33 protein-coding genes and 1 tRNA gene are annotated in these 25963 nt (G+C 31.5%); 21 read left to right on the forward strand and 13 right to left on the reverse strand.

Annotated elements, in window-relative coordinates; all coding sequences use genetic code 11:
* The first annotated feature begins 485 nt into the window (after window positions 1-485).
* The 17 genes from CEE44_03785 (at window position 486) to CEE44_03865 (ending at window position 10872) form a co-directional block, all read left to right on the forward strand.
* Window positions 486-1706, forward strand: a complete 1221-nt coding sequence (locus CEE44_03785) for a hypothetical protein (GenBank protein ID TKJ17625.1) — start codon at window positions 486-488, stop codon at window positions 1704-1706.
* A complete protein-coding gene (locus CEE44_03790) occupies window positions 1707-2693 on the forward strand; it encodes a hypothetical protein (GenBank protein TKJ17626.1) in 987 nt (328 codons plus the stop codon).
* 53 nt (window positions 2694-2746) lie between these two features.
* Entirely contained in the window at window positions 2747-3199 is a 453-nt protein-coding gene (locus tag CEE44_03795) for a hypothetical protein (GenBank protein TKJ17627.1), read from the forward strand.
* 128 nt (window positions 3200-3327) lie between these two features.
* Window positions 3328-3672 (forward strand): 50S ribosomal protein L7ae, encoded by a 345-nt coding sequence (gene rpl7ae, locus CEE44_03800; GenBank protein ID TKJ17628.1) that lies wholly within the window; start codon window positions 3328-3330, stop codon window positions 3670-3672.
* A gap of 1 nt (window position 3673) precedes the next feature.
* Complete coding sequence (locus CEE44_03805; protein TKJ17629.1) at window positions 3674-3964, forward strand: 30S ribosomal protein S28e; 291 nt, start codon at window positions 3674-3676, stop codon at window positions 3962-3964.
* Window position 3965: 1 nt separating this feature from the next.
* A complete protein-coding gene (locus tag CEE44_03810; GenBank protein ID TKJ17630.1) occupies window positions 3966-4142 on the forward strand; it encodes a 50S ribosomal protein L24e in 177 nt (58 codons plus the stop codon).
* A gap of 2 nt (window positions 4143-4144) precedes the next feature.
* Complete coding sequence (locus CEE44_03815) at window positions 4145-4633, forward strand: nucleoside-diphosphate kinase (GenBank protein TKJ17631.1); 489 nt, start codon at window positions 4145-4147, stop codon at window positions 4631-4633.
* 11 nt (window positions 4634-4644) lie between these two features.
* Window positions 4645-6825: an elongation factor EF-2 gene (locus CEE44_03820; GenBank protein TKJ17632.1), complete on the forward strand. Its 2181-nt coding sequence runs from the start codon at window positions 4645-4647 to the stop codon at window positions 6823-6825.
* A gap of 100 nt (window positions 6826-6925) precedes the next feature.
* On the forward strand, window positions 6926-7474 hold the full coding sequence (locus CEE44_03825) for a 30S ribosomal protein S13 (GenBank protein TKJ17633.1): 549 nt from the start codon (window positions 6926-6928) through the stop codon (window positions 7472-7474).
* 7 nt (window positions 7475-7481) lie between these two features.
* Entirely contained in the window at window positions 7482-8198 is a 717-nt protein-coding gene (locus CEE44_03830; GenBank protein TKJ17634.1) for a 30S ribosomal protein S4, read from the forward strand.
* Window positions 8185-8583, forward strand: coding sequence for a 30S ribosomal protein S11 (locus CEE44_03835; protein TKJ17635.1), 399 nt, complete (start codon window positions 8185-8187; stop codon window positions 8581-8583). Before CEE44_03830 ends, CEE44_03835 begins: the two co-directional genes overlap by 14 nt.
* Window positions 8519-9382 (forward strand): DNA-directed RNA polymerase subunit D, encoded by an 864-nt coding sequence (locus tag CEE44_03840; protein TKJ17636.1) that lies wholly within the window; start codon window positions 8519-8521, stop codon window positions 9380-9382. Before CEE44_03835 ends, CEE44_03840 begins: the two co-directional genes overlap by 65 nt.
* A gap of 13 nt (window positions 9383-9395) precedes the next feature.
* Window positions 9396-9479: transfer RNA gene (locus CEE44_03845), tRNA-Leu, on the forward strand.
* 16 nt (window positions 9480-9495) lie between these two features.
* Entirely contained in the window at window positions 9496-9858 is a 363-nt protein-coding gene (locus CEE44_03850) for a 50S ribosomal protein L18e (protein ID TKJ17637.1), read from the forward strand.
* Between the two features lies 1 nt (window position 9859).
* Entirely contained in the window at window positions 9860-10273 is a 414-nt protein-coding gene (rplM, locus tag CEE44_03855) for a 50S ribosomal protein L13 (GenBank protein ID TKJ17638.1), read from the forward strand.
* Window positions 10261-10659 carry a 30S ribosomal protein S9 gene (locus CEE44_03860; protein TKJ17639.1) on the forward strand — a complete coding sequence of 133 codons (399 nt, stop codon included), beginning with the start codon at window positions 10261-10263 and terminating at the stop codon, window positions 10657-10659. The genes rplM and CEE44_03860 overlap by 13 nt, the downstream gene beginning before the upstream one ends.
* A gap of 9 nt (window positions 10660-10668) precedes the next feature.
* Window positions 10669-10872, forward strand: coding sequence for a DNA-directed RNA polymerase subunit N (locus CEE44_03865; protein ID TKJ17640.1), 204 nt, complete (start codon window positions 10669-10671; stop codon window positions 10870-10872).
* Here CEE44_03865 and CEE44_03870 read toward each other — a convergent pair.
* Genes CEE44_03870 through CEE44_03880 form a run of 3 tightly spaced genes read right to left on the reverse strand, consistent with a single transcriptional unit; the run spans window position 10869 to window position 14049 of the window.
* Window positions 10869-12542, reverse strand: coding sequence for a ferredoxin (locus CEE44_03870; GenBank protein TKJ17641.1), 1674 nt, complete (start codon window positions 12540-12542; stop codon window positions 10869-10871). The two genes, CEE44_03865 and CEE44_03870, sit on opposite strands and share 4 nt — an antisense overlap.
* A complete protein-coding gene (locus CEE44_03875; protein TKJ17642.1) occupies window positions 12539-13651 on the reverse strand; it encodes a hypothetical protein in 1113 nt (370 codons plus the stop codon). Before CEE44_03875 ends, CEE44_03870 begins: the two co-directional genes overlap by 4 nt.
* The gene (locus CEE44_03880) at window positions 13639-14049 is read right to left on the reverse strand and encodes a hypothetical protein (protein ID TKJ17643.1); all 411 of its coding nucleotides are present in this window, start codon (window positions 14047-14049) and stop codon (window positions 13639-13641) included. Before CEE44_03880 ends, CEE44_03875 begins: the two co-directional genes overlap by 13 nt.
* A gap of 94 nt (window positions 14050-14143) precedes the next feature.
* On the opposite strand from CEE44_03880, the gene CEE44_03885 reads away from it, so the two are divergent.
* On the forward strand, window positions 14144-14686 hold the full coding sequence (locus CEE44_03885) for a hypothetical protein (protein TKJ17644.1): 543 nt from the start codon (window positions 14144-14146) through the stop codon (window positions 14684-14686).
* Here the strand turns inward: CEE44_03885 and CEE44_03890 are convergent.
* Entirely contained in the window at window positions 14665-16350 is a 1686-nt protein-coding gene (locus CEE44_03890) for a tRNA uridine(34) 5-carboxymethylaminomethyl modification radical SAM/GNAT enzyme Elp3 (protein ID TKJ17645.1), read from the reverse strand. The genes CEE44_03885 and CEE44_03890 overlap by 22 nt on opposite strands.
* Window positions 16351-16748: 398 nt before the next feature.
* Here CEE44_03890 and CEE44_03895 point away from each other — a divergent pair, with 398 nt between their 5' ends.
* Window positions 16749-17720 carry a carbohydrate kinase family protein gene (locus CEE44_03895; protein ID TKJ17646.1) on the forward strand — a complete coding sequence of 324 codons (972 nt, stop codon included), beginning with the start codon at window positions 16749-16751 and terminating at the stop codon, window positions 17718-17720.
* On the opposite strand, the gene CEE44_03900 is transcribed toward CEE44_03895, so the two are convergent.
* The 9 genes from CEE44_03900 to CEE44_03940 all read right to left on the reverse strand — a co-directional run bounded on the left by CEE44_03900 (window position 17717) and on the right by CEE44_03940 (window position 23797).
* Window positions 17717-19387 carry a hypothetical protein gene (locus tag CEE44_03900; protein TKJ17647.1) on the reverse strand — a complete coding sequence of 557 codons (1671 nt, stop codon included), beginning with the start codon at window positions 19385-19387 and terminating at the stop codon, window positions 17717-17719. The genes CEE44_03895 and CEE44_03900 overlap by 4 nt on opposite strands.
* Window positions 19388-19400: 13 nt before the next feature.
* Window positions 19401-20315, reverse strand: a complete 915-nt coding sequence (pyrF, locus tag CEE44_03905; protein ID TKJ17648.1) for an orotidine-5'-phosphate decarboxylase — start codon at window positions 20313-20315, stop codon at window positions 19401-19403.
* A complete protein-coding gene (locus CEE44_03910) occupies window positions 20312-21148 on the reverse strand; it encodes a hypothetical protein (protein ID TKJ17649.1) in 837 nt (278 codons plus the stop codon). Before CEE44_03910 ends, pyrF begins: the two co-directional genes overlap by 4 nt.
* A 90-nt stretch (window positions 21149-21238) precedes the next feature.
* The gene (locus tag CEE44_03915; protein ID TKJ17650.1) at window positions 21239-21448 is read right to left on the reverse strand and encodes a 30S ribosomal protein S27ae; all 210 of its coding nucleotides are present in this window, start codon (window positions 21446-21448) and stop codon (window positions 21239-21241) included.
* Between the two features lie 2 nt (window positions 21449-21450).
* The gene (locus tag CEE44_03920; protein ID TKJ17651.1) at window positions 21451-21846 is read right to left on the reverse strand and encodes a hypothetical protein; all 396 of its coding nucleotides are present in this window, start codon (window positions 21844-21846) and stop codon (window positions 21451-21453) included.
* Complete coding sequence (locus CEE44_03925) at window positions 21843-22028, reverse strand: DNA-directed RNA polymerase subunit E'' (protein TKJ17652.1); 186 nt, start codon at window positions 22026-22028, stop codon at window positions 21843-21845. The genes CEE44_03920 and CEE44_03925 overlap by 4 nt, the downstream gene beginning before the upstream one ends.
* Window positions 22029-22607, reverse strand: coding sequence for a DNA-directed RNA polymerase (locus tag CEE44_03930; protein TKJ17653.1), 579 nt, complete (start codon window positions 22605-22607; stop codon window positions 22029-22031).
* A 25-nt stretch (window positions 22608-22632) separates the two neighbouring features.
* Window positions 22633-23247 carry a hypothetical protein gene (locus tag CEE44_03935; protein ID TKJ17654.1) on the reverse strand — a complete coding sequence of 205 codons (615 nt, stop codon included), beginning with the start codon at window positions 23245-23247 and terminating at the stop codon, window positions 22633-22635.
* Between the two features lies 1 nt (window position 23248).
* The gene (locus tag CEE44_03940) at window positions 23249-23797 is read right to left on the reverse strand and encodes a hypothetical protein (protein ID TKJ17655.1); all 549 of its coding nucleotides are present in this window, start codon (window positions 23795-23797) and stop codon (window positions 23249-23251) included.
* 69 nt (window positions 23798-23866) lie between these two features.
* Here CEE44_03940 and CEE44_03945 point away from each other — a divergent pair, with 69 nt between their 5' ends.
* Both CEE44_03945 and CEE44_03950 read left to right on the forward strand, forming a co-directional pair.
* The gene (locus tag CEE44_03945; GenBank protein TKJ17656.1) at window positions 23867-24937 is read left to right on the forward strand and encodes a hypothetical protein; all 1071 of its coding nucleotides are present in this window, start codon (window positions 23867-23869) and stop codon (window positions 24935-24937) included.
* A gap of 21 nt (window positions 24938-24958) precedes the next feature.
* Window positions 24959-25672: a methionine aminopeptidase gene (locus tag CEE44_03950; GenBank protein TKJ17657.1), complete on the forward strand. Its 714-nt coding sequence runs from the start codon at window positions 24959-24961 to the stop codon at window positions 25670-25672.
* The last annotated feature ends 291 nt before the right edge of the window (window positions 25673-25963 follow it).

Consider the following 25963-nt stretch of genomic DNA (forward strand, 5'->3'; position numbering starts at 1 on the left):
CATATCAGATCATACTTTCCACCACATGAATTTATCCAAGAAGTATGTGGTTCTTTTACTAAGTAATCAATCAATTCTTCTAGTTTTTTTTCGTTTAAATAACTTACCTTAAAATAAACTCTAAAGTGTAAAATATCCAGCTTTGAATAGTCTATTAGAGTGTAGAAATTTTGTATAATTCCCCTTTCTTTTAATGAATTTACCGTGTAGCTTATCTGTTGCTGGCTTTTTTTAATGTTTTTTCCAAACCTTGAAAAAGGCATTCTAGAGTTTAACTCTAATCTGCTTAAAATAAGCCTTTCAACATTCTTTATTATACTTCTATTGGCCATTATTTTGTTATATTGTATACATCTTATATAAAATTTACGTTTTAACAAAAAAATAACCAGATAAGGTTATATATTTACTACTACTATAGAATTAAGTAGTATAGATACTAAAAATTCACAAAATATTTTTATTTTCTATAATGAATTTTAAAAATGTCAGAAAAAAATATCGCAATAGTAGTTAATTCAGGAAGAAAATTTGTTAACGATCTAGTTTCAATGCTAACAGAAGACTTAGAAAGGTTTGATCATTTTGATAATTATGAAATTCATCTTATTATTTCATATGATCCTACATTCTACAACCTTAAACCTACTGATTTTAGGATTGAGCAGGAAACAAGTTCAAAATTTGACTCAGTTACATATCTAGGTCCAGAAAGCTATCTTGATTTTTCCTGGGTTAAAACACTTCCAGATGTTACAGATGAAGCATTTAGTATTTTATTTGAACCAAGAGGATATTGTTCACAAAAAAATAGAGCAATATTAGATGCTTTATTAAAAGGCGTTGAACATATTTTATTTCTTGATGATGATGAGTATTTTGTTGCTCCATTTCAAAATGGAGGCATGCTAGACTGGGTTGAACAGGATGTTTTTGGTGCTCATCTTCAACATAACTCTGATGCAGATATTACTAATGGTGCACATACAGGATACTTTTCACCAATACCATCAGATATTGAGTATAGTCTTGAGGAAGAAGTAAGAAGAACACTTGGCGAAATCTTCTCAATTGGAAATGAAGTTATAGACAGAGAAACATTTATCAACATTAGGAAAAGTATAATATATGGTGACGATGTTTTTCTTAGAAATGGTCATCATGAAATACCAGAAAAAAAAGGAGTTCGTACTTTAAGTGGAGGAAATATAACTCTCAATGCTTCATCAATTCGTAGTGGAAAAATTCCACCATATTATAATCCTTATGGCGCAAGAGGAGAAGATGCAATCCTTGGGATGCAAATACCAGATCTATCTATTTTGAAAATACCTGTGTATACATTTCATGATCCTTTTCAAAAATATTGGCAAATAACTCAAAGACAGTATCCTGAAGAAATTGAACCCATTGAAGTAATTCCTGGAACAATTGATCGGTTCTGTAAAGCATGTATTGGCTGGATTAAATATGCTCCTTTTTTGATTCAATTAACATCACAAGATGAACAGGAGTACAGAGAACGTATTGCAGCAATGGAACAACCATTAAAAGAAATTGGTTCAGAAATAAATAGACAACTTAACTGGAAAGAATTCGACCAGATGGCACCAATACTTTTAGCATATGACTCAAGATCAAGACAAGATATTCAGGATCTTAAAATAGCTAAAGGTGCGTGGGCTGAAATTGTTCAACATTGTTAAATGAAAAAAATGGATACACTAACTACAATAACAGACCATCATTCAGATATTGCTGACCATCTCTTAAAAACAGATATTGAAGTAGTTCAAACTCCAGAAGGAAATATATTGCGTAAAAGATATCTTCCTGGAAAAGAAAGATTTTTTGGAGCAGAATTTGATTTTAATAGAACTGTAGAAGCAACAGGATTCTCTAAAAAACCAAAAATAATAGCAGTAAATGAAGAAGAAAGAGAAATATCTATGGAATATTTTTCAGGCATAAATTTAGAGGTGGCTCTTACACAAAGCAAAACAATAAATTTTGATAAACTTATTTCTTTAATGCTCGAAGAAACTTTTTATTTAAGAAAAGCAACGCCTGAAGAAATATCACATTTGAGAGAAATCTCTTCTCAAGTGACATCCAATTTAACAAGAAAGTATAATGGTTCTTTAATCAATAGAGATTACTTCGCTTCAGTAAGAGGGCTTCTCACAACATCTGATAGATTAGTTAGCCCTCAAAGAAAGGAACAAATTGAAACTATGTTAACTAAAGCAGAAGTAGATCCAGTTCTTTTAAGATTTGATCCTGAAATGAGTAACTTCTTATCCTGTGAAGATGGAGAAATAAGACCTGTTGATTATTCAATTCCGTGGGTCGCACATCCAATTCATAACGTTCTTTATTTTCTTTCTCATTTAGATTTGCCAAGGAAAAAAACCTTCTATAATATGAGAAACAATGCAACAAACCGTTTATATTCTGTAGTAAGGAATAGATTAAAAGAATTCTTTAATGGAACACAAGATGTTGAATCAACAATCAAGTGCGCTTACTTAGATCTATTTGCAGCAAATTTCATCTTTGATGGAGCTCCTGAAATTTCTCCTGACCAAAAAATGAATCCTTCCTATCAAGATAGAGTTAATGCTATAATCCAAATAGTGGATTTAAGTGTGGATGAACTTCTTCAAGCAAAAATGGAATTTAGAAGACAATAATATCCAATAATAAAAAATAAACCTTTATAAAACCACACAATATTCCCTTTAAAATGAAAAGAGCAACTTATTCAGGAACACATAATTCTACAATGGTATATGGCCATGTACACATCCCTTCTAAAACATTAAATCAAATTCTATCAAGAGAAGGCACAATACCTGATCATTTTTTAGGCTTTCCTATAAAAGAAGGAGCTTTCCCTTATATATATCTATTACATCCTGATGATTTAAAAGAAAAAAATGGAGAAATTGTCACATTAAGAGGTAAAGATATTTCAGATACAATCTATAGAATTGAAGTTAGAGGATACAAAAGATTAGTAATTCCAAAAGAATTAAGAAAATTTGCTGAATTATACAAAGGAGTATATTTTATAGGTAATCTCGATCATTTTGAAATTTGGAATAGAAAAAACGCAGTCAAAGAAGGAAGAGCAAGTGATATTTTTATCGAAAACCATCCAAGAGATGTTGAAAGACTTCATGAACGAATTTCATAATAAACTTCTAAACCCTATATCGAAAGCTTTTTAAACCACTTATAATTCCTTCAGTTACCTTATGATTTATGAAGGCAAAGCCTGAATGAGGGTATATTCTATGTATATTCCTCGGGGGACAAATAAAAATGGCAGATGAAATTTCAAAAGAAATAGTAGATAAAATTTATGAGGCAATTGAAGTAGCTAAATCTACAGGAAAAATCAAAAAAGGAACAAACGAAGTTACAAAGGCAATAGAAAAAGGAACAGCAAAAATTGTTACATATGCAAAAGATGTTAATCCTCCTGAAATAACAATGCACATACCTTTATTATGTGAAGAAAAAGGAATTAGTTGTGCACCTGTTCCAAGCAAAGAAGAATTAGGAGCTGCTGCTGGAATCGGAGTTTCAACAGTAAGTGTTGCTATAACTGAAGAAGGAGAAGCTACAAAATTAGTCAAAGAAATTAATGAAAAGCTAAAGAAGTAAAATGGAAAACAAAACAGAAGACAAAAAACCTAGAAAAGGTAAACCAGTAGACGCAAAGAAAAGTTCTGCAGTTCATTTTACTAGAGCAGTTCCTGCAAGCGTTGAAGAGATTGTAGGAAGAACAGGTACAAGAGGAGAAGCCATCCAAGTAAGGTGTAAAGTCTTAGAAGGCCGTGACCAAAATAAAGTTTTAAGAAGAAACGTAAAAGGACCTGTAAAAATAGGAGATACATTAATGCTTAGAGAAACCGAAATAGAAGCTCAAAGATTAAATCAAAACAGAGGTCAATAAAATGGTAACATGCGGTTATTGCGGCAAGGAAATCAAACCAGGAACAAATAAACTATTTGTTTTTAAAACTGGTAAAACAATTAATTTTTGTTCTAGAAAATGTGAAAAAAACCAATTAAAATTAAAAAGAACAGCCAGAAATTTTAAATGGACAAAACATTATGAAAAAGGTGCTTAAAAATGATAGAAAAAACATTAGTATTAATCAAACCAGATGGCATACAAAGATCATTAGCTGGTAAAATTATAACAAGGTTTGAAGATGCTGGACTAAAAATAATCGGCATGAAAATGGAATGGGTTGATGAAAAATTTGCTGAGAAACATTATTTTGATATAAAAAAAAGATACGATAAAAGGATATTTGACAATCTGTCACAATACTTAAGAGAAGGGCCGGTTATTGCAATGGTTCTCGAAGGAGTAAATGCAGTTTCTACTGTTAGAAAGATTACAGGAAGCACATATCCTAATGAAGCCCAACCAGGAACAATAAGAGGAGATTTTGCACATATATCTAAAGATTATGCAAACAAACACAAAAAGAAAGTTGGAAATTTAATTCATGCTTCTGCAAATCCTAAAGAAGCTAAATATGAAATTAATTTATGGTTCAAAAAACAAGAACTTCACACTTATAAAACAGTTCATGATGTACATGTTCTATAGGGGAAAATAAAATGACAGAAAAGATGGTTGACAGGGTAGTAAAGATTGCTAATAATTATAAAAATATTAGAAATATCGCTATTTGCGCTCATATTGATCATGGAAAAACAACCTTTTCTGATAATCTATTAGCAGGAGCTGGTATGATGTCAGAAGAATTAGCTGGAAAAGCATGTCTAATGGATTTCCATGACGATGAACAGGAAAGAGGAATAACAATTGACACAGCATCTGTTTCTATGGTTCACACATTTAAAGGAGAAGATTATCTAATAAACCTAATGGATACTCCTGGTCACGTTGATTTTGGAGGAGACGTTACAAGGGCCATGAGAGCAGTTGATGGAGCTGTTGTTTTATGCTGTGCATCAGAAGGAATCATGCCTCAAACAGAAACAGTTCTAAGACAAGCCCTAAAAGAAAGAGTTAAACCGGTTTTATTCATAAATAAAGTTGATAGACTGATTAAAGAGCTGCAACTAACTCCTGAACAAATGCAGGAAAGATTTATTGGCATAATCAATAATGTTAACAGATTAATAAATAAGATTGCAGAAGAAGGATATGGCAAAAAATGGCAAACAGAAGTCCAAAACGGAAGTGTTGCTTTTGGTTCTGCCTACCATAATTGGGCTCTAAGCATACCTTATATGAAGGAAAAAAATATCACATTTAAAGATATTATAGATGCATATAAAGCAGGCGAAGACAAATACAAAGAATTGGCTAAAAAAGCACCACTACATGAAGTTATTCTTAACATGGTTATAAATCATTTACCAGATCCTGTTACTGCTCAGAACTACAGGATAGAAAAAATATGGCATGGAGACATCGAAAGCGAAGATGGACAAGCTTTAAAAAAATGTGATCCAAACGGAAACCTATTTTTCACTACTGTAAAGATTGTTGTTGATCCTCAAGCAGGAGAAATTTCTACAGGAAGATTGTATGCTGGAACTATAACAAAAGGTACAGAAGTTTATCTTAATAAACTAAAACAAGAAGGAAGAATTCAACAAATATTTATTATGAATGGTGCTAAACGTGAAATTGTAGAAAAAATACCGTGTGGTAATATTATAGGTATTAGTGGAATAAAATCATCTGTTGGAGAAACAGTAACAATAGGGGAATCCACCCCATTCGAACAAATTACTCATATATTTGATCCTGTTATAAGTAAATCTATAGAAGCAAAAAATCCTGCAGATTTACCTAAGCTTGTTGAAGTCTTAAAAACAGTTGCAAAAGAAGACCCTACAATACAAATTGAAATAAACGAAGAAACAGGGGAAAACCTTTTACATGGAATGGGTGAACTTCATCTAGAGATCATAGAAAATAGAATAAAAACAGAAAAAGGAGTAGAAGTTAAAACATCTCCTCCAATTGTTGTATATAGGGAAGCAATAACAAAAGAAAGTCCAGAAGCAGAAGGAAAAAGCCCAAATAAACACAACAGATTCTATATTAAAGTTGAACCCCTAGATGATTCAATATATGAAGCAATGAAAAAAGGAGACTTACCTAATAATAAAAGACTCAAGAAAAAAGATAATACAATAAGAGAAGTATTAGTAAACTGTGGAATGGATTCAAAAATAGCAGTTAAAGTAAAAGGATTTTTTAATGGTAATATATTCTTAGATCAAACACGCGGTCAAGTCCATATTGGAGAAGTAATTGAAATGATTCTTGATATGTTTGAAGATGTTATGAAAAAAGGACCTTTGGCTCGTGAACCTTGTATAAAAGTAAAAGTAAGCCTTATGGATATGAAATTACACGAAGACGCAATTCATAGAGGACCTGCTCAAGTCTATCCTGCTGTTAGAGAAAGCATAAGAGGAGCTATGATGCAGGCAAGACCAATCGTATATGAACCTTTACAAACTCTTCATATAGAAGGACCAGCAGATAATATGGGAGATATATCAAAATTAATAGCAAATAAACGTGGTCAGTTATTAGAAATGGACCAAGAAGGAGATTTAGTAGTAGCTAAAGCAAAACTCCCTGTTGGAGAGATGTTCGGATGGAGTTCTGAATTAAGATCAGCAACATCCGGACGTGGAACATCTTCATTAATTGATCAATCATTTGAAAAACTTCCAGAAGAACTTCAGGAAAAGATAATAAATAATATAAAAAACAGAAAAGGATTAACAGACGCCCAGGTTGGTGTTTAAATAAAACCACAACCTTTTTAAACCAAATCCTTTTCCTCTGTTTACAAGCCCGAGTTCACGCGCATTTAGGGTGGTAGTGTGATTTCTCGGCAATATTAAAATGGTAGAACAAAAAAACGAAAATAAAAAAGACTTCAAACATGTCGGAAACAAAGTTTCTGAGAATGCTCAAAAATCGCAAGATGATTTTCGACATTTTGTTAGAATTGCAAATACAGATCTAAATGGAAACCACAAAATAGAAAGAGCTCTAACAAAAATAAAAGGAGTAGGTTTTCAATTTGCTAATGCAGTCTGTTCAACATTAAAAATAGATCCAAACCAACAAACAGGATATCTAAATGATGAAACTATTAAAAGAATACAAGAACTATTAAAAGATCCTCTAAAATTCAATATTCCTCAGTGGCTTTTTAACAGAAGAAAAGATTATGAGACAGGAGAAGACAAGCATATATTAACTTCTGATGTTGATTTTATTCAAGATAATGATCTAAAACGTATGAAAAAAATTAAATGTTATAGGGGGGTAAGGCACATGAGAGGATTACCTGTCAGAGGCCAAAGAACAAAATCAAACTTTAGAAAAAATAAAGGAAAAGGCAGCCTTGGTGTAAAAAAGAAAAAAGGAAAGTCCGGAAAAGTATAAATAAAAAATGGGAGATCCAAGAAAAGCAAGGAAAAAGTATAAAACACCTAGCCATCCATGGCAAAAGGCCAGATTAGAAGAGGAAACAAAGTTAGCAGAAGAATATGGATTGAAAAATAAAGAAGAAATATGGAAGATGGATTCTTTTATAAAAAACTTTACAAACCAAAGTAAAAAATTAGTCACACTTGTATCAAAACAAGCTGAAAAAGAAAAATTAAATTTAATCAAAAAACTAAAAACATTAGGCTTATTAAAACAAAACCAAGGTTTTGAAAATATACTTAATCTAACTATAAGAGATGTTATGGAAAGAAGATTACAAACCCTTGTTCATAGAAAAGGATTAGCAAAAACAATGAAGCAAGCAAGACAATTAATCATTCACTCTCATATAAACATAGGAGATCAGAGAATAACATCCCCTTCTTATCTAATAAATATCGATGAAGAAAAAAAGATAAGCTTTGCTTCAAAAAGCGCTTTCTCAAGTCCAGATCATCCTGAAAGGGTTATTAAAGAACTTAAAGCAAAAAAGAAAACAGAAGAAAAGGAAGAAAAAAAACCAAAAGCTGAGAAAAAAGAAATAAAGAAAGAAACAAAACCAAAAAAAGAGAAAACAGAAGTAAAAGAAGAAAAGAAAGAGTCAAAAAAGAAGAAAAACATATTAAAGAAAAAAAATCAAAAAAAGACGAACCAAAAGATAAAAAATGAGATCAAATAATATAAGATGGGGAATTGTACATATTTATTCTAGTTATAATAATACTATTATTCATATTACAGATATAACAGGAACAGAAACAATAGCCAGAACATCAGGTGGTCAAGTTGTTAAAGCAGACAGAATGGAAAGTTCACCTACTGCCGCTATGATGGCTGCAAAAAGAGCAGCTGAAATAGCAATGGATAAAGGAATTTCAGGAATTCATGTTAAAATAAGAGCACCCGGAGGCCATAATGGACCTTCCAACCCAGGACCTGGCGCTCAGGCAGCTATAAGGGCCTTATCAAGAATGGGTCTTAAGATAGGTATAATAGAAGATGTTACTCCTGTACCTCATGATGGATGCAGAAAAAAAGGAGGTAAAAGAGGAAGAAGAGTTTAAAATGGAAATAAAATTATTAGAAAAAAATCAAGAAGCAAAAAAAAATTCTTTTATTTTAAAAAAGACTAATGTAACCTTTGCTAACCTATTAAGAAGATATGCTGTTGAAAAAGTTCCAACAATGGCAATAGAAGATGTTGAAATAAAAGACAACAGCTCTGTTTTATACGACGAAGTAATCGCACACCGTCTTGGACTTATTCCACTAACAACAGATATAAAAAGTTATTATATAAATAAAAAATGCAAATGTAAGGGAAAAGGATGCAACAGATGTACTCTGAAACTTACACTAAAAGCAGAAGGTCCAGGAATTGTATATGCTTCTGATATCAAAAGCAAAGATCCAAAAGTAAAACCAGTATATCCAAAAACACCAATTGTAAAATTACTAAAAGATCAAAAAATTGAATTACTCGCAACAGCTATTTTAGGCCAAGGCCAAGATCATGTTAAATTTTCTCCTGGTTTTGCATACTATAAATTTAGACCAGAAGTTAAAATAAACAAAAACCCTAAAAATGCCGAAGAAGTAGCTCAAAACTGTCCAGTAGATGTTTTTGATGCTAAAAACAACAATCTGACAATAAACAAAGACAATGTAATGAAATGTCACTTTTGTAATCAATGTGTTGAGGTAGCAGATCCTAATAACACAATAGGCATTGAAAAAAGTTCAGATATAATATTTAATGTTGAAAGCTGGGGCCAATTAAGTTGTAAAGAAACTATTCTGACAGCAATAGATGAATACAACAAAGACCTGGACGAATTTGAAAAACTCCTCAAAAAATCTTAATCCATAATTTTTTGCGGGAGTGGCAGAGCGGTCAAATGCGCAAGGTTGAGGGCCTTGTCCCTTAGTGGGTGCGCGAGTTCAAACCTCGTCTCCCGCATAATCATACTCGAAAAATGAAAAAAACAAAAGCAACAAATGAACATTTGGTAAGCCTAATAAGTGAACTGAAAAAAAAGGCAATTGAAACAGATGTAAAACTCTTCAAAAGAATAGCTATTGATCTTGAAAAGCCTACAAGGTCAAAAAGAGCAGTGAATCTAAGCAGAATCAATAGATTTACATCAGAAAATGAAATAATTGTTGTTCCTGGAAAAGTTCTAGGAACAGGGGAATTAGATCATCCATTAACAATAGCAGCATATAAATTCTCTTCAAGCGCTTTAGATAAAATTAATATATCAAAATCAAAAGCAATAACCCTAAAAGATTTAATTAAGGACGAAGTAAAAGGTAAAAAAATCAGAATAATAGGTTAAAATGATAATAGATGGAAAAAATCTAATAATGGGAAGAGCAGCAGCATTTATAGCTAAACAATCCTTAATGGGAGAAAAAGTAGATGTAGTTAATTGTAATGAAATGTTGATTACAGGAAATAAAAGAGAAATTATTGCAAAATATAAAAGAAAAAAATCAATGGGGGTTCCGTCAAAAGGACCTTTTCAACCAAAGAAACCAGATATGTTTGTCAGAAAAGTAATAAGAGGCATGCTTCCCTATAAACAATTCAAAGGGAGAGAAGCATTTAAAAGAGTAAGATGTCATATTGGTTTTCCAGAAACCCTAAAAGGCGAAGCTCAAACAATAAAAAACGCATCAATTAATAAAGTTCCAAATCTAAAATATATTAAAGTAGAAACTGTTTGTAAGGAGTTAGGATGGCAAAAATAATTCATACAAAAGGAAAGAGAAAAAGAGCAGTAGCAAGAGCTACCCTTAAAGAAGGCAGAGGGATAATAAAGATAAACAGCAAACTCCTGAATGTTATGGAACCAAAACTAGTTAGAATGAAAATAAGAGAACCTGTAATCTTAGCAGGGGACACAATCAATAAAGTAAACATAAGCGTTAATGTTTTTGGCGGGGGAATAATGTCCCAAGCAGACGCTGCAAGATTAGCAATAGCAAAATCCTTAGTTCAGTATAATAAAAAATTAGAAAAAACATTTTTAGATTATGACAGGCAGCTTCTTGTTGCAGATGTCAGAAGAAAAGAAACACACAAGCCTAATAGCCATGGTAAAGCAAGAGCTAAACGGCAAAAATCTTACAGATAAGGTGATAAAATGATAATACCAATAAGATGTTGGAGTTGCGGAAAACCAGTTGCCCATTTATGGGAAGAATATCAACAAAGATTAGAAAAAGAAGGCGAAGAAAACAGAAAAAAAATCCTAGATGATTTAGGATTAGAAAGATATTGCTGCAGAGCAGTCTTCCTAGGCCATGTTGATTTAATAGACACAGTATCTAGATTTAAGAAATTTTAGAACATACTCCTTTTTATATAATGAGTATGTAATAATTTTTCAGATTTTCTACTTAAAGGAGCTCCTAAAAATTCATTATATATATCTTTCACTATTGGATTTTCATGAGATTTTCTAAAAGGTAATTTTCTATCTTCTTTGTAAATTGCCTTCATTCTTTTTTGTATTTTTTCTTCTGAATAAGGCAATGGCTGTCCTCCACCACCTATACAACCGCCAGGGCAAGCCATTATTTCAATAAAATGATAATCATTTTTTCTTTCTAATAATTTTCTTGCATTAGCCAGGCCATTTGCAGCTGCATATTTAATTTTCCCTCCATTTAAACTAATAACACCTTCTTTAATACCACACATACCTCTTAATTGATTAAACTCAACCTTTTTCAGAGTTTTTCCAGTAGCTAATTCATAAACTGTTCTTAATGCAGCTTCCATTACCCCTCCTGTTGCTCCAAACATAACTCCTGCTCCTGTTGAAATTCCTAAAGCAGGATCAAACTTTTCATTAGGCAATGATTTAAAATCAATATTAAAATGCTTTATAAGTTTTGAAAATTCTCTTGTTGTTAAAACATAATCAACACCGCTCTTTAATTCAGGTCTTGTTGATTCAAATTTTTTTGCAGTACAAGGCATAACAGACACAACCACAATATCTTTTGGAGCTATATTTGATTTTTTAGCATAATAAGTCTTAGTTAATACTCCTAACATTTCATGAGGGCTTTTACACGAAGACATGTTTTTCAGTAAATCATGATAAAAATGTTCCATAAACTTTATCCACGCAGGGCAACATGTTGTTATCATAGGAAAAGGACCCCCTTTGCTTAATCTTCTAATAAATTCTGAAGCTTCTTCCATAATAGTCATATCAGCTCCTAAATTTGTATCAAACACTTTATCAAAGCCACATCTTCTTAATGCACTTACCATTTTACCCTTAACCAAAGTTCCGGGTTTCATACCAAACTCTTCTCCTAAAGACGCCCTTATAGAAGGTGCTGTCTGAACTACAACATGCTTTTTCTTATCTTTAAGAACCTTTAAAACATCTTGAAGATGTTCTCTTTCACTAATAGCCCCAACAGGACATGCTGCAATGCACTGCCCGCATTTTATACAAGCCACATCATGAAGGCCGTGCTCAAAATAAGGAGTAACATGTTCATTATGGCCTCTTCCAGCAAAATCAATAGCCCATGTTGCTTGGACATCAGCACAAACCTGCACACACCTACCACAATTAACACATAAATTATTATCTCTTATTACAGATGTTCCTAACTCAACCTTATATTTCCTCGTAGGGTCAAATCTTATATCTTTTAATCCAACATCCTGCACTATTTTACACAAGTCATGCTCTTTATTTTCTATAAAACACTCTTTTGCATGCTCTGATATAAGCAATTCAGCATTAATCATTCTAGCTCTTTTAACCTTTTTAGAATTTGTTACAATCTCCATATCTTTTTCAGGATATTTTGAACAAGATGTTGATAATTTGCCATTAATCTCAACCAAACAAAGCCTGCACCTAGCTTCTGGTTTAAGATTTTCCTGATAGCATAGAGTAGGAATTTCTATTCCTCTATCTCTTAAAATATGAAGTAATGTTTTATTTTGATCACATTCAACAACCTTACCATCAATCTTTATCTTCATTTGACTTTTGCCTCAAACTCTTTTCTAAAATATTTTAAAGCAGTAATTAAATGTTGAGTAGACGTTTGACCCAGTCCACAAAAAGAAGTTTCTTTTATCACTTCAGCAAGTTCTTCTAAAGTATCTAAATCTTTTTTAGTTGCTTCTCCCATTGAAATGTTCTCTAATAAAGCTAATATCCTCATTGTTCCCTCTCTACATGGGGTGCATTTTCCACAGGATTCAAACTCATAGAATTTTGCAATGTTTGTTGCTACATCAACAATAGATTGTTTTTCATCAACAACAATTACACTACAAGCTCCTAAAACACACTCTTTTCCACATATATTTTCAGGAGTTAACTTAATATCACAATAAGGAAGACACCCACCAAAACAACCAAAGTAAACAGCTTTTACTTTGTTTTTAGGCCTGCCCATCTTAATAAGCTCACATAAATTTGTTCCTAGAGGAAGTTCATAAACACCAGGATTAGTAACATTTCCTGATAAACAAAACAACCTCAACATACTGTCCCAATCCTCAAACATTACAGCTAAAGGAACATTTGCTAATGTCTCAACATTATTAATCACAGTCGGCTTTCCAAACAAACCATCTGTTGTTGGAAAAGGAGGTTTATCTCTTGGTTGGCCCCTCTTCCCTTCAATTGATTCTATTATTGCTGTTTCATCACCACAAACATAAGAACCAGCACCTAAAATAATTTCAATCTTAACTTTTGATTTTGTTTTTCTAACAACATTTTTAATTACTTTATTTAATCCTTTTTCTAAATAATCATATTCCCCTCTCAAATAAATAAAAGCCTTCTCTGCTCCAACAGCAAAAGCAGCAATAAGAATCCCTTCAATAACCAACTCTGGATTATAATTTAAAATAAATTTATCCTTAAATGTTCCAGGCTCTCCTTCATCAGCATTACAGATAATATATTTTTCTTTACCAGGAGACTTTAAAGCCATCTCCCATTTTAATCCTGTTAAAAAACTAGCTCCACCCCTACCAGTCAAACCTTTTTCTTTTATTAACTTAATAACCTTTTTCTGTCCTAACATAACAGATTTTGCATAAGCTTTTTGATCAGTCTTTCTTAAAATTTGCATTTATCTAGTATTTCCTCTATCTTTTTCTTTGTTAAATTACCATAAACTCTTTCATTTATCTTCATAGCAGGCGCCTGATCACAACAACCAATACAAGAACAAATATGCAGACTAAATTTTCCATTCTTTGTTGTTTCACCAGACTTTATCTTCAATTTTTTCTCAAGAAATTTAATCAAATCAATAGAACCATTAACATAACAAGAAGGAGAATCACAAATTTCAATAATGTATTTCCCTTGTTTTTTTGTATGCAACATTGAATAGAATGTAGCAGTAGCATATATCTTAGCAATAGGAATACTTGTTTTTTTACTCAACTTCTTCATATCCTTTTCAGAAATATATCTCTTTTTTTTCTGTATATCCTTAAGTAATGGAAGCAACAAGTAATTCATTATTCACCTCTTTAGTATTTTATTGTAATTTACTCTATTTATAATTTATGTTTTCTCCGATAATTATTTAAATATAAAACATTACAACTAAAATATGTACGAATTTATTAACATTAAAAGATATGATTATAGTAACAAATACCAAAACATAGAAATGGTTATTTTTTCTATAGCAGGATTTTTCATCCCATTCTTTATAGGACATCCACAACTTTTGGTTGGAGCTCTAGTAAACGCCTTCTTAATCTCAGCAGGAATTCATCTTAAAGGTTATAGAATTTGGCCAATAATACTAATGCCTTCTCTAGGTGTTTTATCAAGAGGAATAATATTCGGGCCATTTACACCTTATCTTCTTTATCTAATTCCATTTATCTGGATAGGAAACTCATTACTAGTTATTACTTTTAAATATTTTAAAACACATAAGAAAATGAATTATTGGTTAACACTAGCAATTGGAATTATCCTAAAAGCAGGATTTTTATTTACAATAACTTATTTATTATTCAAATTAAGCGTATTACCTGTTATATTCTTAACAGCAATGGGAATTCTACAAGTAATAACAGCATTAATTGGTGGCCTACTTGCTTTTGGCTATGAAAAAATAAATTATAAACTCTTAACCATATAAGGCCCTTCTTTTTTATAACCTAATTTTCTATAATAGTTTCTAACACCTACTCCAGAAATAACAACAACTTTATTTTTATAATATGTTTTAGCAATATTTTCAGCTTTCTTAACCAATAATCTTCCAACACCTTTATGTTGAACCTCTCCCTTTTTACCAACACCAACCATTGAACCATACACATGCAACTCCCTTATTAAAGCAGAATCTTTTGTAATCTCTTTTACTAAACTTTGTGAAGGGAATCTCAATCTGCAAAAACCAACAATATAATCTTTATATTCAGCAGAAATAAAAAATTCATTACCTTTAGAAGCTTTATAATGTTCTGTCTTTATTTTAATTTTCTTATCATCCATCTTTCCTTTAAACCTTCCAATCTCTCTACACCTTATACATCTGCATTTTATTTTCTTCTTTTTCAAAACTTCATCAACATACTGTCTTAAATTAGTCCTATCAACACCAGCTTTTGTCATAAAAGTTGGAATATCTCTCTGAACACGCATCACTCTGACATATTCCGGAATCTTTTTCTTAAATTCTACAATTAAATCAATAGCCTGTTTCGTTGTTATTGGTTTATACTTGCCTTTTTTCCATAAATTATAGAGTTTGGTTCCTCTTAAAACCATACAAGGATATAATTTTAACATATCTGGTTGAAAATTTCCATCTTCAAATAAGATTTTCAGATTTTCTAAATCCTTTTTCTTATTTACACCAGGCAATCCTAACATCATATGATAATTTATCTTAAATCCTAAATCTTTTAGTATTCTAGTTGATTCAATTGAATCCTCAACACTATGCCCTCTTTTTATTTTCTCCAAAACAGGATTAAAAACACTTTGTACTCCTAATTCAACTCTTGTGCATCCTAATCTTAACATATCTTTTCCGTGTTTTAGGCCACCATAATCAGGTCTTGTTTCAATTGTTAGACCAACACACCGTATATTTGAACTTTCATTTAGTTTTTGTTCTTTTTCTAAACTTGTTTTTTGATTTTTTGATTTTAATAACTTAGAAAAGATTCTTTTTCTTCTTTTTTCATCTTCTATATCCCCTGGCAACTCAAAAAATCTTTTGAATTTAACAAAATCCAACTCATTCTTTTTAAAGAACAACCTTGAAAAATCATTCATTGCTTTGAAAGCGTACATAACAAAATCTTCTCTGTATTTTTTATTAAAACTCGGAAAAGTTCCACCCATTACTATTAACTCAACCTTATCAGCTGTATGCCCTTGAACAATATATTGCTCTAATCTGTTCATAACCTGCAAATAAGGATCATACAAATTTCTTATAGCTCTTCTAGTAGCTGGCTCTTTTCCAGTATAACTCTGAGGAACAGAACCAAAAACACTCTTAGGTCCACCAGGACACATAAGACATTTCCCATGAGGACATTTCAAAGGCTTAGTCATTATTGCACAGACAGCAACACCAGAAATAGTTCTTGTCTCTTTACTCAATAGATATTTTTTTACTATTGCCAAATCTTTCCCCCCAACATTCAATAAAACTTCAATATCATTAGGAATTTTTCTTAACTTATATTTGCTACTTAAATGAGTCTTAAACCCAGTTATTTTATGTTTATCTGGCTTTTCCTTTCTAATAAAATCCACTATCTCTTTGATATACTCTTTATTCATGTTAAAAAGATATTATAGAATGTTTATAAAAGTAATGGCAAATCCAGTGTGAACCTAGCTGGATGCTAGGTCCTCAACTGGATGAGTCTTTCGCCAAGCGTGATTTATGATTTACTCTGTTTAATCTCAATATACCATTTATTTTTTTTAGCGTCATACCTAAACAAAACATCATGTTTTTTGGATTTATCAATAGCAAAAAGTAGAGGCATAGGAATAGTAGTTTCAAAACTAGACCCTCTTTTGTATAGTTTTCTCTTGATCTCTGTAGTCATTCTATACTTATTTATTTACTTTAATAACTTCTTAGAAATATACTTATATTTAAATGTTGTTATTGCACAAAACACTAACTTTATATATCTTAAAAAATAAAATAAATCAAAGAGGTGAAATAATTGTATGATGTAATAACAGTGGGCTCTGCAACAGTTGATGCTTTTACTAATACAGGTTCTAAACTATTCCAAGGATCTAGATTTAGAAAATATGTAGCTGTACCCTTTGGAACAAAAATAGTTATTGATGATCTAAAATTTGATATAGGTGGCGGTGGAACAAATACAGCAGTCGCTCTATCAAGACTAGGATTAAAAGTCTCTTATATAGGCGCAATTGGTCGTGGAACAAATAGTAAAAGAGTTATAAATCTGCTACAAAAAGAAAATATTGATACTTCTTTTATTCAAAATGATTTTGGAAGAACAGGATTTAGTGTTATTCTAGATGCAGTTGGCCATGACAGAACAATCTTAACATTTAAGGGAAATAATGATGACTTAAATTTTAATAAAATTAACAAATCTAAATTAAAAACAAAATGGTTTTACTTTTCTTCAATGCTTGAAAAGAGTTTTGAAACACAAAAAAAATTAGCAGATTTTGCTGTTAAAAACAAAATAAAGATTGTTTATAATCCTAGCTCATATCTTGCTAAAAAAGGAGCAAAATATATTCAATATATCCTTAAAAGAACAGATATATTAATTCTAAATAAAGAAGAAGCAGCTTATTTAGTTGGAAAAAGAAAACCAAAAATAACTCTAAATAAACTTCTTAAACTAGGACCAAAATTAGTTGTTGTTACAGATGGGAAAAATCCAATCTATGCAACAGAAGGAAAAGAGATATATTCATTAAAGCCGTCTAGTATTCCTGTTTTAGAATCAACAGGTGCAGGAGATGCCTTTGCCTCAAGCTTTTTAGCAGGCATAATAAAAAAACAAGATATTGAATTTGCTCTAAAACTTAGCTTAGTAAATTCACAATCAGTAATAACTCATTATGGTGCAAAAAACAAGTTAATGAAATACAAAGAAGCATTAACTAAAATAAAAAACATGGATGTTAAAAAAGAAAAAATAAATTAAATAGCAATCTTTTCTCCAGTTTTACCTCTTGTATATTTTCCTGGTCTAAATTCAGCAGCACTAAAAACAGGACCATCAACACAAGATCTTTCTCCATTTGGTGTTGAGCATTTACCACAAATTCCAACACCACAGCTTACCATCCTTTCTACTAGATGATTTATATAATCAGAAGGAGTATTTCTTCTCTCTATTTCATCAACAAGCTTCATTACAATTTCAGGACCACAATTAAAAAAATAAGGTTTTTCAAAATCTCCTTTACTTAATTGTATGTTTAATAAATCTGAAACAAAACCTTGATATCCATACGAACCATCATCTGTTGCAGTATAAACTTCTCCCATATCAGAAAGATTATCTAAATAAACAAGTTCTTCCTTAGTTTTAGCACCAATTACAAATATTTTTCTTCCTTTATGATGTGTTGCAGCATGATGTATAGGTGCAATACCACACCCAGCCCCAACATAAATAACAGTTTTATCATCAGGAAGTCTAAAATCATTACCATAAGGACCTCTAACTCTAACAACACTATTTTCTTTTAAACCAAATATCATAGAAGTAGTTTCACCAACCTTTCTAACTACCAATTCAAGACCATCTTCATCATTTGCTACAGAAAAGGGTTTTGTATTTCTATCACCAACTTTAAGAAAAACATATTGACCAGGACCAGCATCTATATTTTCATTAAATTTTATTAATCTTAATGTTTCACTTAATTCAACAATCTTCTTAACAGTAAAAGGATGATATTGTTTTGCTTCTTTAGATCTAGTCATTCCTAATGCTAGATTACTACCATTTCTTAAATCAACTTCAAGCTGAAGAAAATATTTTTCTATTTGTTCAGAATTTAGTTCAGCTAAAGAAGTACCTATCCCATAAAAGAAATTCTTATCAATTTCATCTAATTTTCTTATATCAGAAGCACTACTTATTCCACCCATAACAATCATTGGAACATCTACAGCTTTTCTTATTCTCCTAATAGTTTTATATGTTGTAGGAAAAATTATAGCACCAGAAAGTCCTCCAAATCCGTTACTTAATTCCTGATTTGGACCTCCTAAAGTATTTATTCCAGATATAGCATTTGCTCCTGCATCAACAGCAGCCCTTGCTATTTGTTCAATATCAGAAACACCAGCATTTAATTTTACAACTAATGGCTTTTTCGTAACTTTTCTAACTTCAGAAACAACAGAATGAACTATTTCAGGATCAGAACCAATCAAAATTCCTCCTCTTTCAGCATGTGGGCATGAAACATTTATTTCAATACCATCAACAACATCTCCTAATTCATCAAATTTATGAGCACAATAAGCAAACCTTCCTTCATCACTTTCACCTATTTGCGGCATTAAAAAAACATCATCAGGAACAGATTCTTTTAGTTCACAAAAACCTTTTATAGTTTCTTCTAAACCAGGATTTGTATACCCAACAGCATTCCACCCTGAATCAGGATTTGGTAAAACAAATATATCTTCTGGATTCCCTTCTCTTGATTCAATTGTTGTGCTTTTTCCAACATAAAAACCAAGCTGCGGAATATTTTGCAACATTAATCTTGCAGTATCAGAATTAGTTGAAATTACTCCTGATGGAAATCCAAAACGCCCTCTTACTTCTTTTCCTAATAAATTATGCATCATATGGAATAAAAAATTAAATTGGACCTATTGCTTCATTAAGAGCATTTAATTCTGCAACACAAACCTTTGCATAATCATCTGGTGCTGCTTGTTTTTGCTTTGCCCATGGGTGTGTTATTCCACTTGAACTATTAATTCTAGCTAGTCTTAAATCATATTCTGCTTCACGCAAAACAGCAACAACTTCATCTGCTTTGCCTCCCTGACCACCCACACCAGGAATCAATAAGGGAATCTGATTTTTATTATAATTAACATCATCATTCATATAAAGATTAACTAAAATACCTAACTCTTCAGGAGAAGTTGCACCAATAACAGCTCCAACCCCTGAGTGATCTGTTGCCCATTCTATAATTTTTTCAGCAACATCTTTATAAAGACGAGACATACTGGCTCTAGTATCCAAACTCTGAAAATCACTTGCTCCTGGATTTGATGTTCTATTTAATATATAAATTCCCTTTCCTTGTTCATCATTACAATAATCTCCAAAAGGCATTATAGAATCTTTCCCCATATAAGGAGAAACTGTTACAGCATCTGCTTGCCATCCTTCAAAACCCTCTACAGCATAATTTGCAGATGATTTAGCAATATCTCCTCTTTTATTATCCAAAATAACAGGAATATCAGGAAAATTCACCCTAATAAATTTCAAAACTCTTGACAAAGCCATTCTTCCAGGAAAAGCCCCTTGTGCACCTTTATCATGTCTTGAATAAAAACCTTCATTTGGTTTAAATGCTCCTGGAAATACCTTTTGATCTATCATCTCTCTAAAAATATTTTCCAAATATCCATCAACATGGTTCACACCATACCTTGAAAATTCTTCAGGCATTGCCTCAATAACAGGATCTAAACCCATACAAACAATACTTCCTCTTTTTTCAGCAGATTCTACTAATTTGTCTAAATAATTCATTTGAATTTCCTCCCCATAATTCTATTGGCTTCATCTATAACTTTTTGTCGTAATGTTTCCCCATCAGCATAACTATATTTTTTTGGATCTTTTTGATAATCACAAATAAGTTCATGTTCTTCTGGAATCATATCATCTTTAAGCCAACCAAGACCATATGTGTTAAATTTAATTAGTGCATGTAAATACATACCCAATTTCTCAGCTTCTTCTGCAGCTCCAACCTCCCTATCCAAAACAACAGCAACATGATCTAAACTTACATCCTCAACACCCCTCCTCCTCAATTCATATTCTACTTTAAGTTTAGCAATTGCTTTACTAGCAAAAGTAGTAACCATATCATCAGTTATACATATAATATCTCCATTATGAAATCTTCCCTCAACTAATTCTTTGCTACCATACCCATATTCTTCATCCATTAATGAAAGAACACTTTTTGCATCTTCAAGATTTGTAGGTTTTGCATATCTTCCAGGAAACGATCTTGTATAAGAATAAGGAATCAATTCACAGCCAGGACCTTGTGCAACAGCCATTGCTGAAACTAAAGGGATACCAGCCATTTCAATTCCTGTAATTTGAGTTACACCAGGAACCTCATCCCTTACCATATGATTCATAAGAAAAGAAATATCTGATACAATCTCTGGGGAAGCTCCAACTGGTCTTAAATTAAAATACCAAGGACTCCATTCACAACTCATTAACAACCACCCTCCTTGTTGATGTCTGGGTTTTTGTGTATTATACAAAGTTTCAATATACCCTTTACGATATAAATCTTTAAGAACTCTTTGTGCACCTTCTTGTCTTTCTTCTATTTGCATTATAAATCCCCCTTAATGTTAGTATAAGACTTATTCAAGAACTAGTTTAAATACTTTTGTATGGTTTTGTCGTCCTAAACTTGGGACAACTTACTTTTTATCTTCAGAACTTTTCATCTCAACATAACCACACTTTCCACAATATAATCTATCTTTATGGTTAGCTAAGAACACACCCATACCACATTTTGGGCATGATTTATTTTTTCTTTTAACAGAATTACCAGAAACTTCATAATTTTCATATCTTTTACTGGTCTTTTTCTTTTTTACTTCCTTGCCTTCTTTCTTATCTGCCATTTTTATTTTTTCTCCTCTTCTTTAGGTTCTTCTTTCTTTTCTTCAGCAGGTTTAGGCTTAACAGCTTCTTCTTTAGGTGCTTCAGGTTTTGCTCCTTCTTTTGGAGCACCCTCCTTTTTACCTTTTGGTTTTTTATTTACTTCTTCAAGTTCTTTTAACTTTTTCTCATCATCATAAGCATAAGCAAGCACATCAGCAGAAGAAGAACCATACTTTGTATAAATATTTTTTACAACAACCAATTTAACATCTTTCCCAATGTTTTTAGCTATCGCTTCTTTAACACTATCACCCGAAGGAGTTGCACTACCTTCAAACTTTAGTTTACCTTCTACTTTTAATCTAGATAACAATTTCTGTTCTTCTTTATTTGTAATATCTAATTTCAAGAATCTCACCTTGCTTTTAGAGCATACTCTCCCTTAACTTCAATATCTATTTCTTTAGCTATCTTTGATTTATTAGCATCCATTACAGCTATTCTTCCTTGCCAGTTTGTTGAAAACTTATTACCTTTACATAAAGGACACTCTGATCCTTGTACAAATACTAAACATTTTTTACAAACTTTTCTTACCATTTACTTTTTCTCCTTTTTAACAGCCTTTTTCTTCTCTTCTTTAGGTTTAAGATCCTCTTCAATCCACTCTAGTTTCCCTAAAGCAGGCTGTCTCATTGTTAAACCCAGTTTTGGGTTTGATATATCTTTAAAACTAACTGCAATTAATCTTGCTTTGCATTTATCACCAACTTTTAATGTTCTTTTGTTCTCTTTACCAACCAAAACTTTATCTTTTGAAAAACTAACAAAATCATCCATTGTTTGTGATATATGAATCATACCTTCTATAGGACCTATTGTCATAAATGCACCAAAATCAGCAATATCTTTTATTTTACCCAATACAACTTCCTGCATTTCAGGCTTAAAAGTAAATAACTCAAACTTTGTTTCATAATAAGATGCACCATCTCCTGGAATTATGATTCCTTCACCAATCTCATTAATCTTATAGAGATGTATAACAACACCCAATTCAGGAGTTATATACCCTTCGTACTTATTTTTAATGCACGTTTCAATGGCTTCCTCCCTTGATAAATGAAACAAGGTTGGAGGAACTCCAATATGATCCTTTACTTCTGTTTTATAGAACATGTCCATTAGAGATTTTAATTGCTTTTTAAAGGTTTCGGAAAATATCCACTATAACATCCTTCTCTTTAGAAACACTGCTTTCAGGATATTTTTTAGATTTTTTTTCTATTAATTTAAGATAATATTGGGCTTTTTCTAAATTATAAACTGATTTATGTCTAATAACAATACCGCTTTTACCTATTTTTCCATTAAAAGACTTAATACAAGGCATTACAGACTCATGAATAGGATAAACAAACTTCACATTTTTATTTTGAAATAACTTACATATACCCTGAACATATTTTTTATTATTAACAACAGTTTCCTGTACAAACCTATATCCTAAATAATCTCTATTTTTAACCAACTCTCTGATTTTCTCTAAATCCTTTTTACTAATAATCTCATCAGGATCTAACCACAATATCCACTCTTTTGTTGCCTTTGAAACAGAAAAATTACGAGCCTTGCTAAAATCATCACACCATTTAAAATCATAAACTTTTGAAGTATATTTCCTAGCTATTTCTTTAGAATTATCACTAGAACCAGTATCAACAACAACAATCTCATCAACATAATGGTTTAAATCTCTAAGAAATTCATCTAAAACCAATCCTTCATCCTTTACAATCATGCACAAGCTTATAGACATTTTATTCCAAAGCCAAAAACTGCTTTTTCTTTAAAAAAATTATTTTAACACCTTTTTTCTTTAACCTTCTCTTAAGCTCTCTATCAGAAGTAGCTACAACAGTGTCTTTGTCAGATTTTTTAACAATTGCATCATCAACATATCTTTTATCACTTTTTATCTTGCCAATTTCCTTTAATTTAATCAACTCTAAACCAATCTTAGCATTCTCTCTGTCCTTTACTTTACTTTTTTTATCTTCAATTATTTTATTTAACTCATCAATTGTTTTATCAATAATAAAAAATTTATATTGAAAATCAACCAAACATCTGATTTCAGTGAATATATCTATCTTAAACTCCCCAGGAATCAACAAAAAGTTAGTATCCAGTATTACTTTTTTCATATTAACATCAAACAAATAAGACTTTTTAAATCTATTGACGCCAGGAGCAGGATTTGAACCTGCATATCCAAAGGAAAGGAGGGTTCGAGCCTCCCGCAATACCAAGTTATGCGATCCTGGCACATAATCAATAAATATGTTTTTATTTATATACTTAACCAAACAACATAAAAAATAAAGCAAAACTATAAAAACTACTTTATTTTTTACTATTCTGGAATTGTAAATTGCATGGGGAATCTAATGAAAAAAGAAAATAAACTCGTAGCTATTGTCGGCCTAACAGGATCAGGTAAAACAATTGCTGCAAACTTCTTTGTAGAAAAAGGTTACAGATATCTAAGATTTGGACAAACAGTATTAGATGAAGTTAAAAAGAAAACAGGTCTTGTATCAAATCCTCAGTTAGAGCAGGAAATAAGAGAACAATTAAGAGAAAAGCATGGAATGGATGCTCTAGCAAAACTAAATAAAAAAAAGATAGACAAACTTCTTAGAAAAGGAAACGTTGTTATTGATAATCTTACATCTTGGTCTGAATATAAATTTCTTAGAAAAACATACAATAATTTTAAAGTTATATCAATCCAGGCTTCTCCTGAAATAAGGTATAAAAGATTAGAAGAGAGAAAAGAGATTGATCAAAAAATGATTAACAGACCTTTTTCAAAACAAGAAACTAAACAAAGAGATTACTCAGAGATTGAAAACACAGAAAAAGCAGGACCAATAGCAATTGCAGACACAACACTAACAAATGAAACAACCAAACAAGATTTCCTGAATAAATTAGAAGATCTTTTCTCAAAAAAGAAAAAACAAAGAATTGGTTGGGATGATTATTTTATGAAAATGGCTTTTTTAGCAGCAGAGAGAAGCACATGCCTAAGACGCCATGTTGGTGCTGTTATTGTGAAAAATAAAAGAGTTGTTGCAACAGGATACAATAGCGCTGTTAAAGGAGCAAAACACTGTATGGAAATTGGTTGTTTAAGAGATAAACTCAAAATCCCTTCTGGAACAGACAAACATATTTGTAGAGCAATACACGCTGAACAAAACGCGATAATACAAGCAGCATTACATGGAACAAACATAGAAGGTTCAACAATCTACATGACTCACGACACCTGTCCTGTATGCGCAAAAATGATAATAAATTCAGGAATAAAAGAAGTAATCAGCTGTAGTCAAAGAAAAGAAAGCGAATTTAAACAATTATTCAAAGAAACAGGCGTTAAATTTATAAAAATAGAAAAACCAAAAGGAATTGAAGATTTTGGTTATAAAGGCTTAAGATAAAATAAAAATATTCAGATTAATATGGATGTCCAAGAATTAGGAAAATATCAAGAAGTTCAAGGGATAGCAAAAAGTACAATAGATTATTTAAGTGGCTTTATCCAAAAAGAAGTAAGTGAATCAGATATTTCTCATGCTGCGAACGAACACATGAAAAGAAAAGGAGCATCTTCCTTTTGGTATCATGGGGTAGGATCCATTATTTTAGTCGGAAAAAGAACAATATTATCTATATCTGGTAGAGAATATGAACCGTCTGATAAAAAAGTTAGTATGGACGACTTAGTTACTGTGGATCTTGGCCCCGAGATAAATTCCTATTGGGGTGATTTCGCAAGATCATTTGTAATTGCAAATGGAGCAGTTGTTAATACAACAGGACCAGATTATTCAGATAAAGTAAAAGAATTATTTGATGGAATAAGTATTGAACAAAAATTACATAAAAGATTACAAGAGGTAGCAATCCCTGAAATGACATTTGAAGAATTATACCACATCATGAATGAAGCAATAACACATTTAGGATTTGTTAATTTAGATTTTAATGGAAATTTAGGACACAGTATTGAAAAAGATAAAGATGAGAGAGAATATCTTGAAAGTGGTTGTAGAACAAGATTAAGAGACAAATTTTTTACATTCGAACCCCACATCAAAAAAGCAAATGGATTATTTGGATATAAGATGGAAGATATATATTACTTCTTAGATGGAAATTTACAAAGAATATAAAGCAATCATAAAAATAAAGAATTAATGCTCCTAAGGGGATTTGAACCCCTGTCTCAGGCTTTTTCTAACAGATTATGCGAGCGTTTAGCGAGCAAGTGTGGCTTTATGCCGCACCTTGCGTGTCAACCGCGCGTAACCAGTTGTTGCGAGAAGCCTACATGCTTGACCGGACTACACTATAGGAGCGCGTAAATCTTTTGTGCAATGCCAAACCCCATAGAATAATTTATTAAAATCAACAATTGTATTTTGTGTCATCATTGCCATCATGTTTATGCCCACACTTTAAAC

This window comes from Candidatus Woesearchaeota archaeon B3_Woes, from assembly GCA_005222965.1.
GTDB lineage: Archaea > Nanobdellota > Nanobdellia > Woesearchaeales > B3-WOES > B3-WOES.

What these genes read in the sequence shown, in the direction of transcription:
- CEE44_03795 (TKJ17627.1), top strand. Translation starts at nt 2,747, where the DNA reads ATGAAAAGAGCAACTTATTCAGGAACACATAATTCTACAATGGTATAT.
- CEE44_03870 (TKJ17641.1), bottom strand. Translation starts at nt 12,542, where the DNA reads ATGAAGATAAAGATTGATGGTAAGGTTGTTGAATGTGATCAAAATAAA.
- CEE44_03810 (TKJ17630.1), top strand. Translation starts at nt 3,966, where the DNA reads ATGGTAACATGCGGTTATTGCGGCAAGGAAATCAAACCAGGAACAAAT.
- CEE44_03950 (TKJ17657.1), top strand. Translation starts at nt 24,959, where the DNA reads ATGGATGTCCAAGAATTAGGAAAATATCAAGAAGTTCAAGGGATAGCA.
- CEE44_03945 (TKJ17656.1), top strand. Translation starts at nt 23,867, where the DNA reads ATGGGGAATCTAATGAAAAAAGAAAATAAACTCGTAGCTATTGTCGGC.
- CEE44_03850 (TKJ17637.1), top strand. Translation starts at nt 9,496, where the DNA reads ATGAAAAAAACAAAAGCAACAAATGAACATTTGGTAAGCCTAATAAGT.
- CEE44_03915 (TKJ17650.1), bottom strand. Translation starts at nt 21,448, where the DNA reads ATGGCAGATAAGAAAGAAGGCAAGGAAGTAAAAAAGAAAAAGACCAGT.
- rplM (TKJ17638.1), top strand. Translation starts at nt 9,860, where the DNA reads ATGATAATAGATGGAAAAAATCTAATAATGGGAAGAGCAGCAGCATTT.
- CEE44_03890 (TKJ17645.1), bottom strand. Translation starts at nt 16,350, where the DNA reads ATGAATAAAGAGTATATCAAAGAGATAGTGGATTTTATTAGAAAGGAA.
- CEE44_03925 (TKJ17652.1), bottom strand. Translation starts at nt 22,028, where the DNA reads ATGGTAAGAAAAGTTTGTAAAAAATGTTTAGTATTTGTACAAGGATCA.
- CEE44_03885 (TKJ17644.1), top strand. Translation starts at nt 14,144, where the DNA reads ATGTACGAATTTATTAACATTAAAAGATATGATTATAGTAACAAATAC.
- CEE44_03805 (TKJ17629.1), top strand. Translation starts at nt 3,674, where the DNA reads ATGGAAAACAAAACAGAAGACAAAAAACCTAGAAAAGGTAAACCAGTA.
- CEE44_03875 (TKJ17642.1), bottom strand. Translation starts at nt 13,651, where the DNA reads ATGCAAATTTTAAGAAAGACTGATCAAAAAGCTTATGCAAAATCTGTT.
- CEE44_03820 (TKJ17632.1), top strand. Translation starts at nt 4,645, where the DNA reads ATGACAGAAAAGATGGTTGACAGGGTAGTAAAGATTGCTAATAATTAT.
- CEE44_03860 (TKJ17639.1), top strand. Translation starts at nt 10,261, where the DNA reads ATGGCAAAAATAATTCATACAAAAGGAAAGAGAAAAAGAGCAGTAGCA.
- rpl7ae (TKJ17628.1), top strand. Translation starts at nt 3,328, where the DNA reads ATGGCAGATGAAATTTCAAAAGAAATAGTAGATAAAATTTATGAGGCA.
- CEE44_03815 (TKJ17631.1), top strand. Translation starts at nt 4,145, where the DNA reads ATGATAGAAAAAACATTAGTATTAATCAAACCAGATGGCATACAAAGA.
- CEE44_03840 (TKJ17636.1), top strand. Translation starts at nt 8,519, where the DNA reads ATGTTACTCCTGTACCTCATGATGGATGCAGAAAAAAAGGAGGTAAAA.
- CEE44_03935 (TKJ17654.1), bottom strand. Translation starts at nt 23,247, where the DNA reads ATGTCTATAAGCTTGTGCATGATTGTAAAGGATGAAGGATTGGTTTTA.
- CEE44_03830 (TKJ17634.1), top strand. Translation starts at nt 7,482, where the DNA reads ATGGGAGATCCAAGAAAAGCAAGGAAAAAGTATAAAACACCTAGCCAT.
- CEE44_03910 (TKJ17649.1), bottom strand. Translation starts at nt 21,148, where the DNA reads ATGCAAATAGAAGAAAGACAAGAAGGTGCACAAAGAGTTCTTAAAGAT.
- CEE44_03790 (TKJ17626.1), top strand. Translation starts at nt 1,707, where the DNA reads ATGAAAAAAATGGATACACTAACTACAATAACAGACCATCATTCAGAT.
- pyrF (TKJ17648.1), bottom strand. Translation starts at nt 20,315, where the DNA reads ATGAATTATTTAGACAAATTAGTAGAATCTGCTGAAAAAAGAGGAAGT.
- CEE44_03785 (TKJ17625.1), top strand. Translation starts at nt 486, where the DNA reads ATGTCAGAAAAAAATATCGCAATAGTAGTTAATTCAGGAAGAAAATTT.
- CEE44_03835 (TKJ17635.1), top strand. Translation starts at nt 8,185, where the DNA reads ATGAGATCAAATAATATAAGATGGGGAATTGTACATATTTATTCTAGT.
- CEE44_03825 (TKJ17633.1), top strand. Translation starts at nt 6,926, where the DNA reads ATGGTAGAACAAAAAAACGAAAATAAAAAAGACTTCAAACATGTCGGA.
- CEE44_03865 (TKJ17640.1), top strand. Translation starts at nt 10,669, where the DNA reads ATGATAATACCAATAAGATGTTGGAGTTGCGGAAAACCAGTTGCCCAT.
- CEE44_03930 (TKJ17653.1), bottom strand. Translation starts at nt 22,607, where the DNA reads ATGTTCTATAAAACAGAAGTAAAGGATCATATTGGAGTTCCTCCAACC.
- CEE44_03900 (TKJ17647.1), bottom strand. Translation starts at nt 19,387, where the DNA reads ATGATGCATAATTTATTAGGAAAAGAAGTAAGAGGGCGTTTTGGATTT.
- CEE44_03880 (TKJ17643.1), bottom strand. Translation starts at nt 14,049, where the DNA reads ATGAATTACTTGTTGCTTCCATTACTTAAGGATATACAGAAAAAAAAG.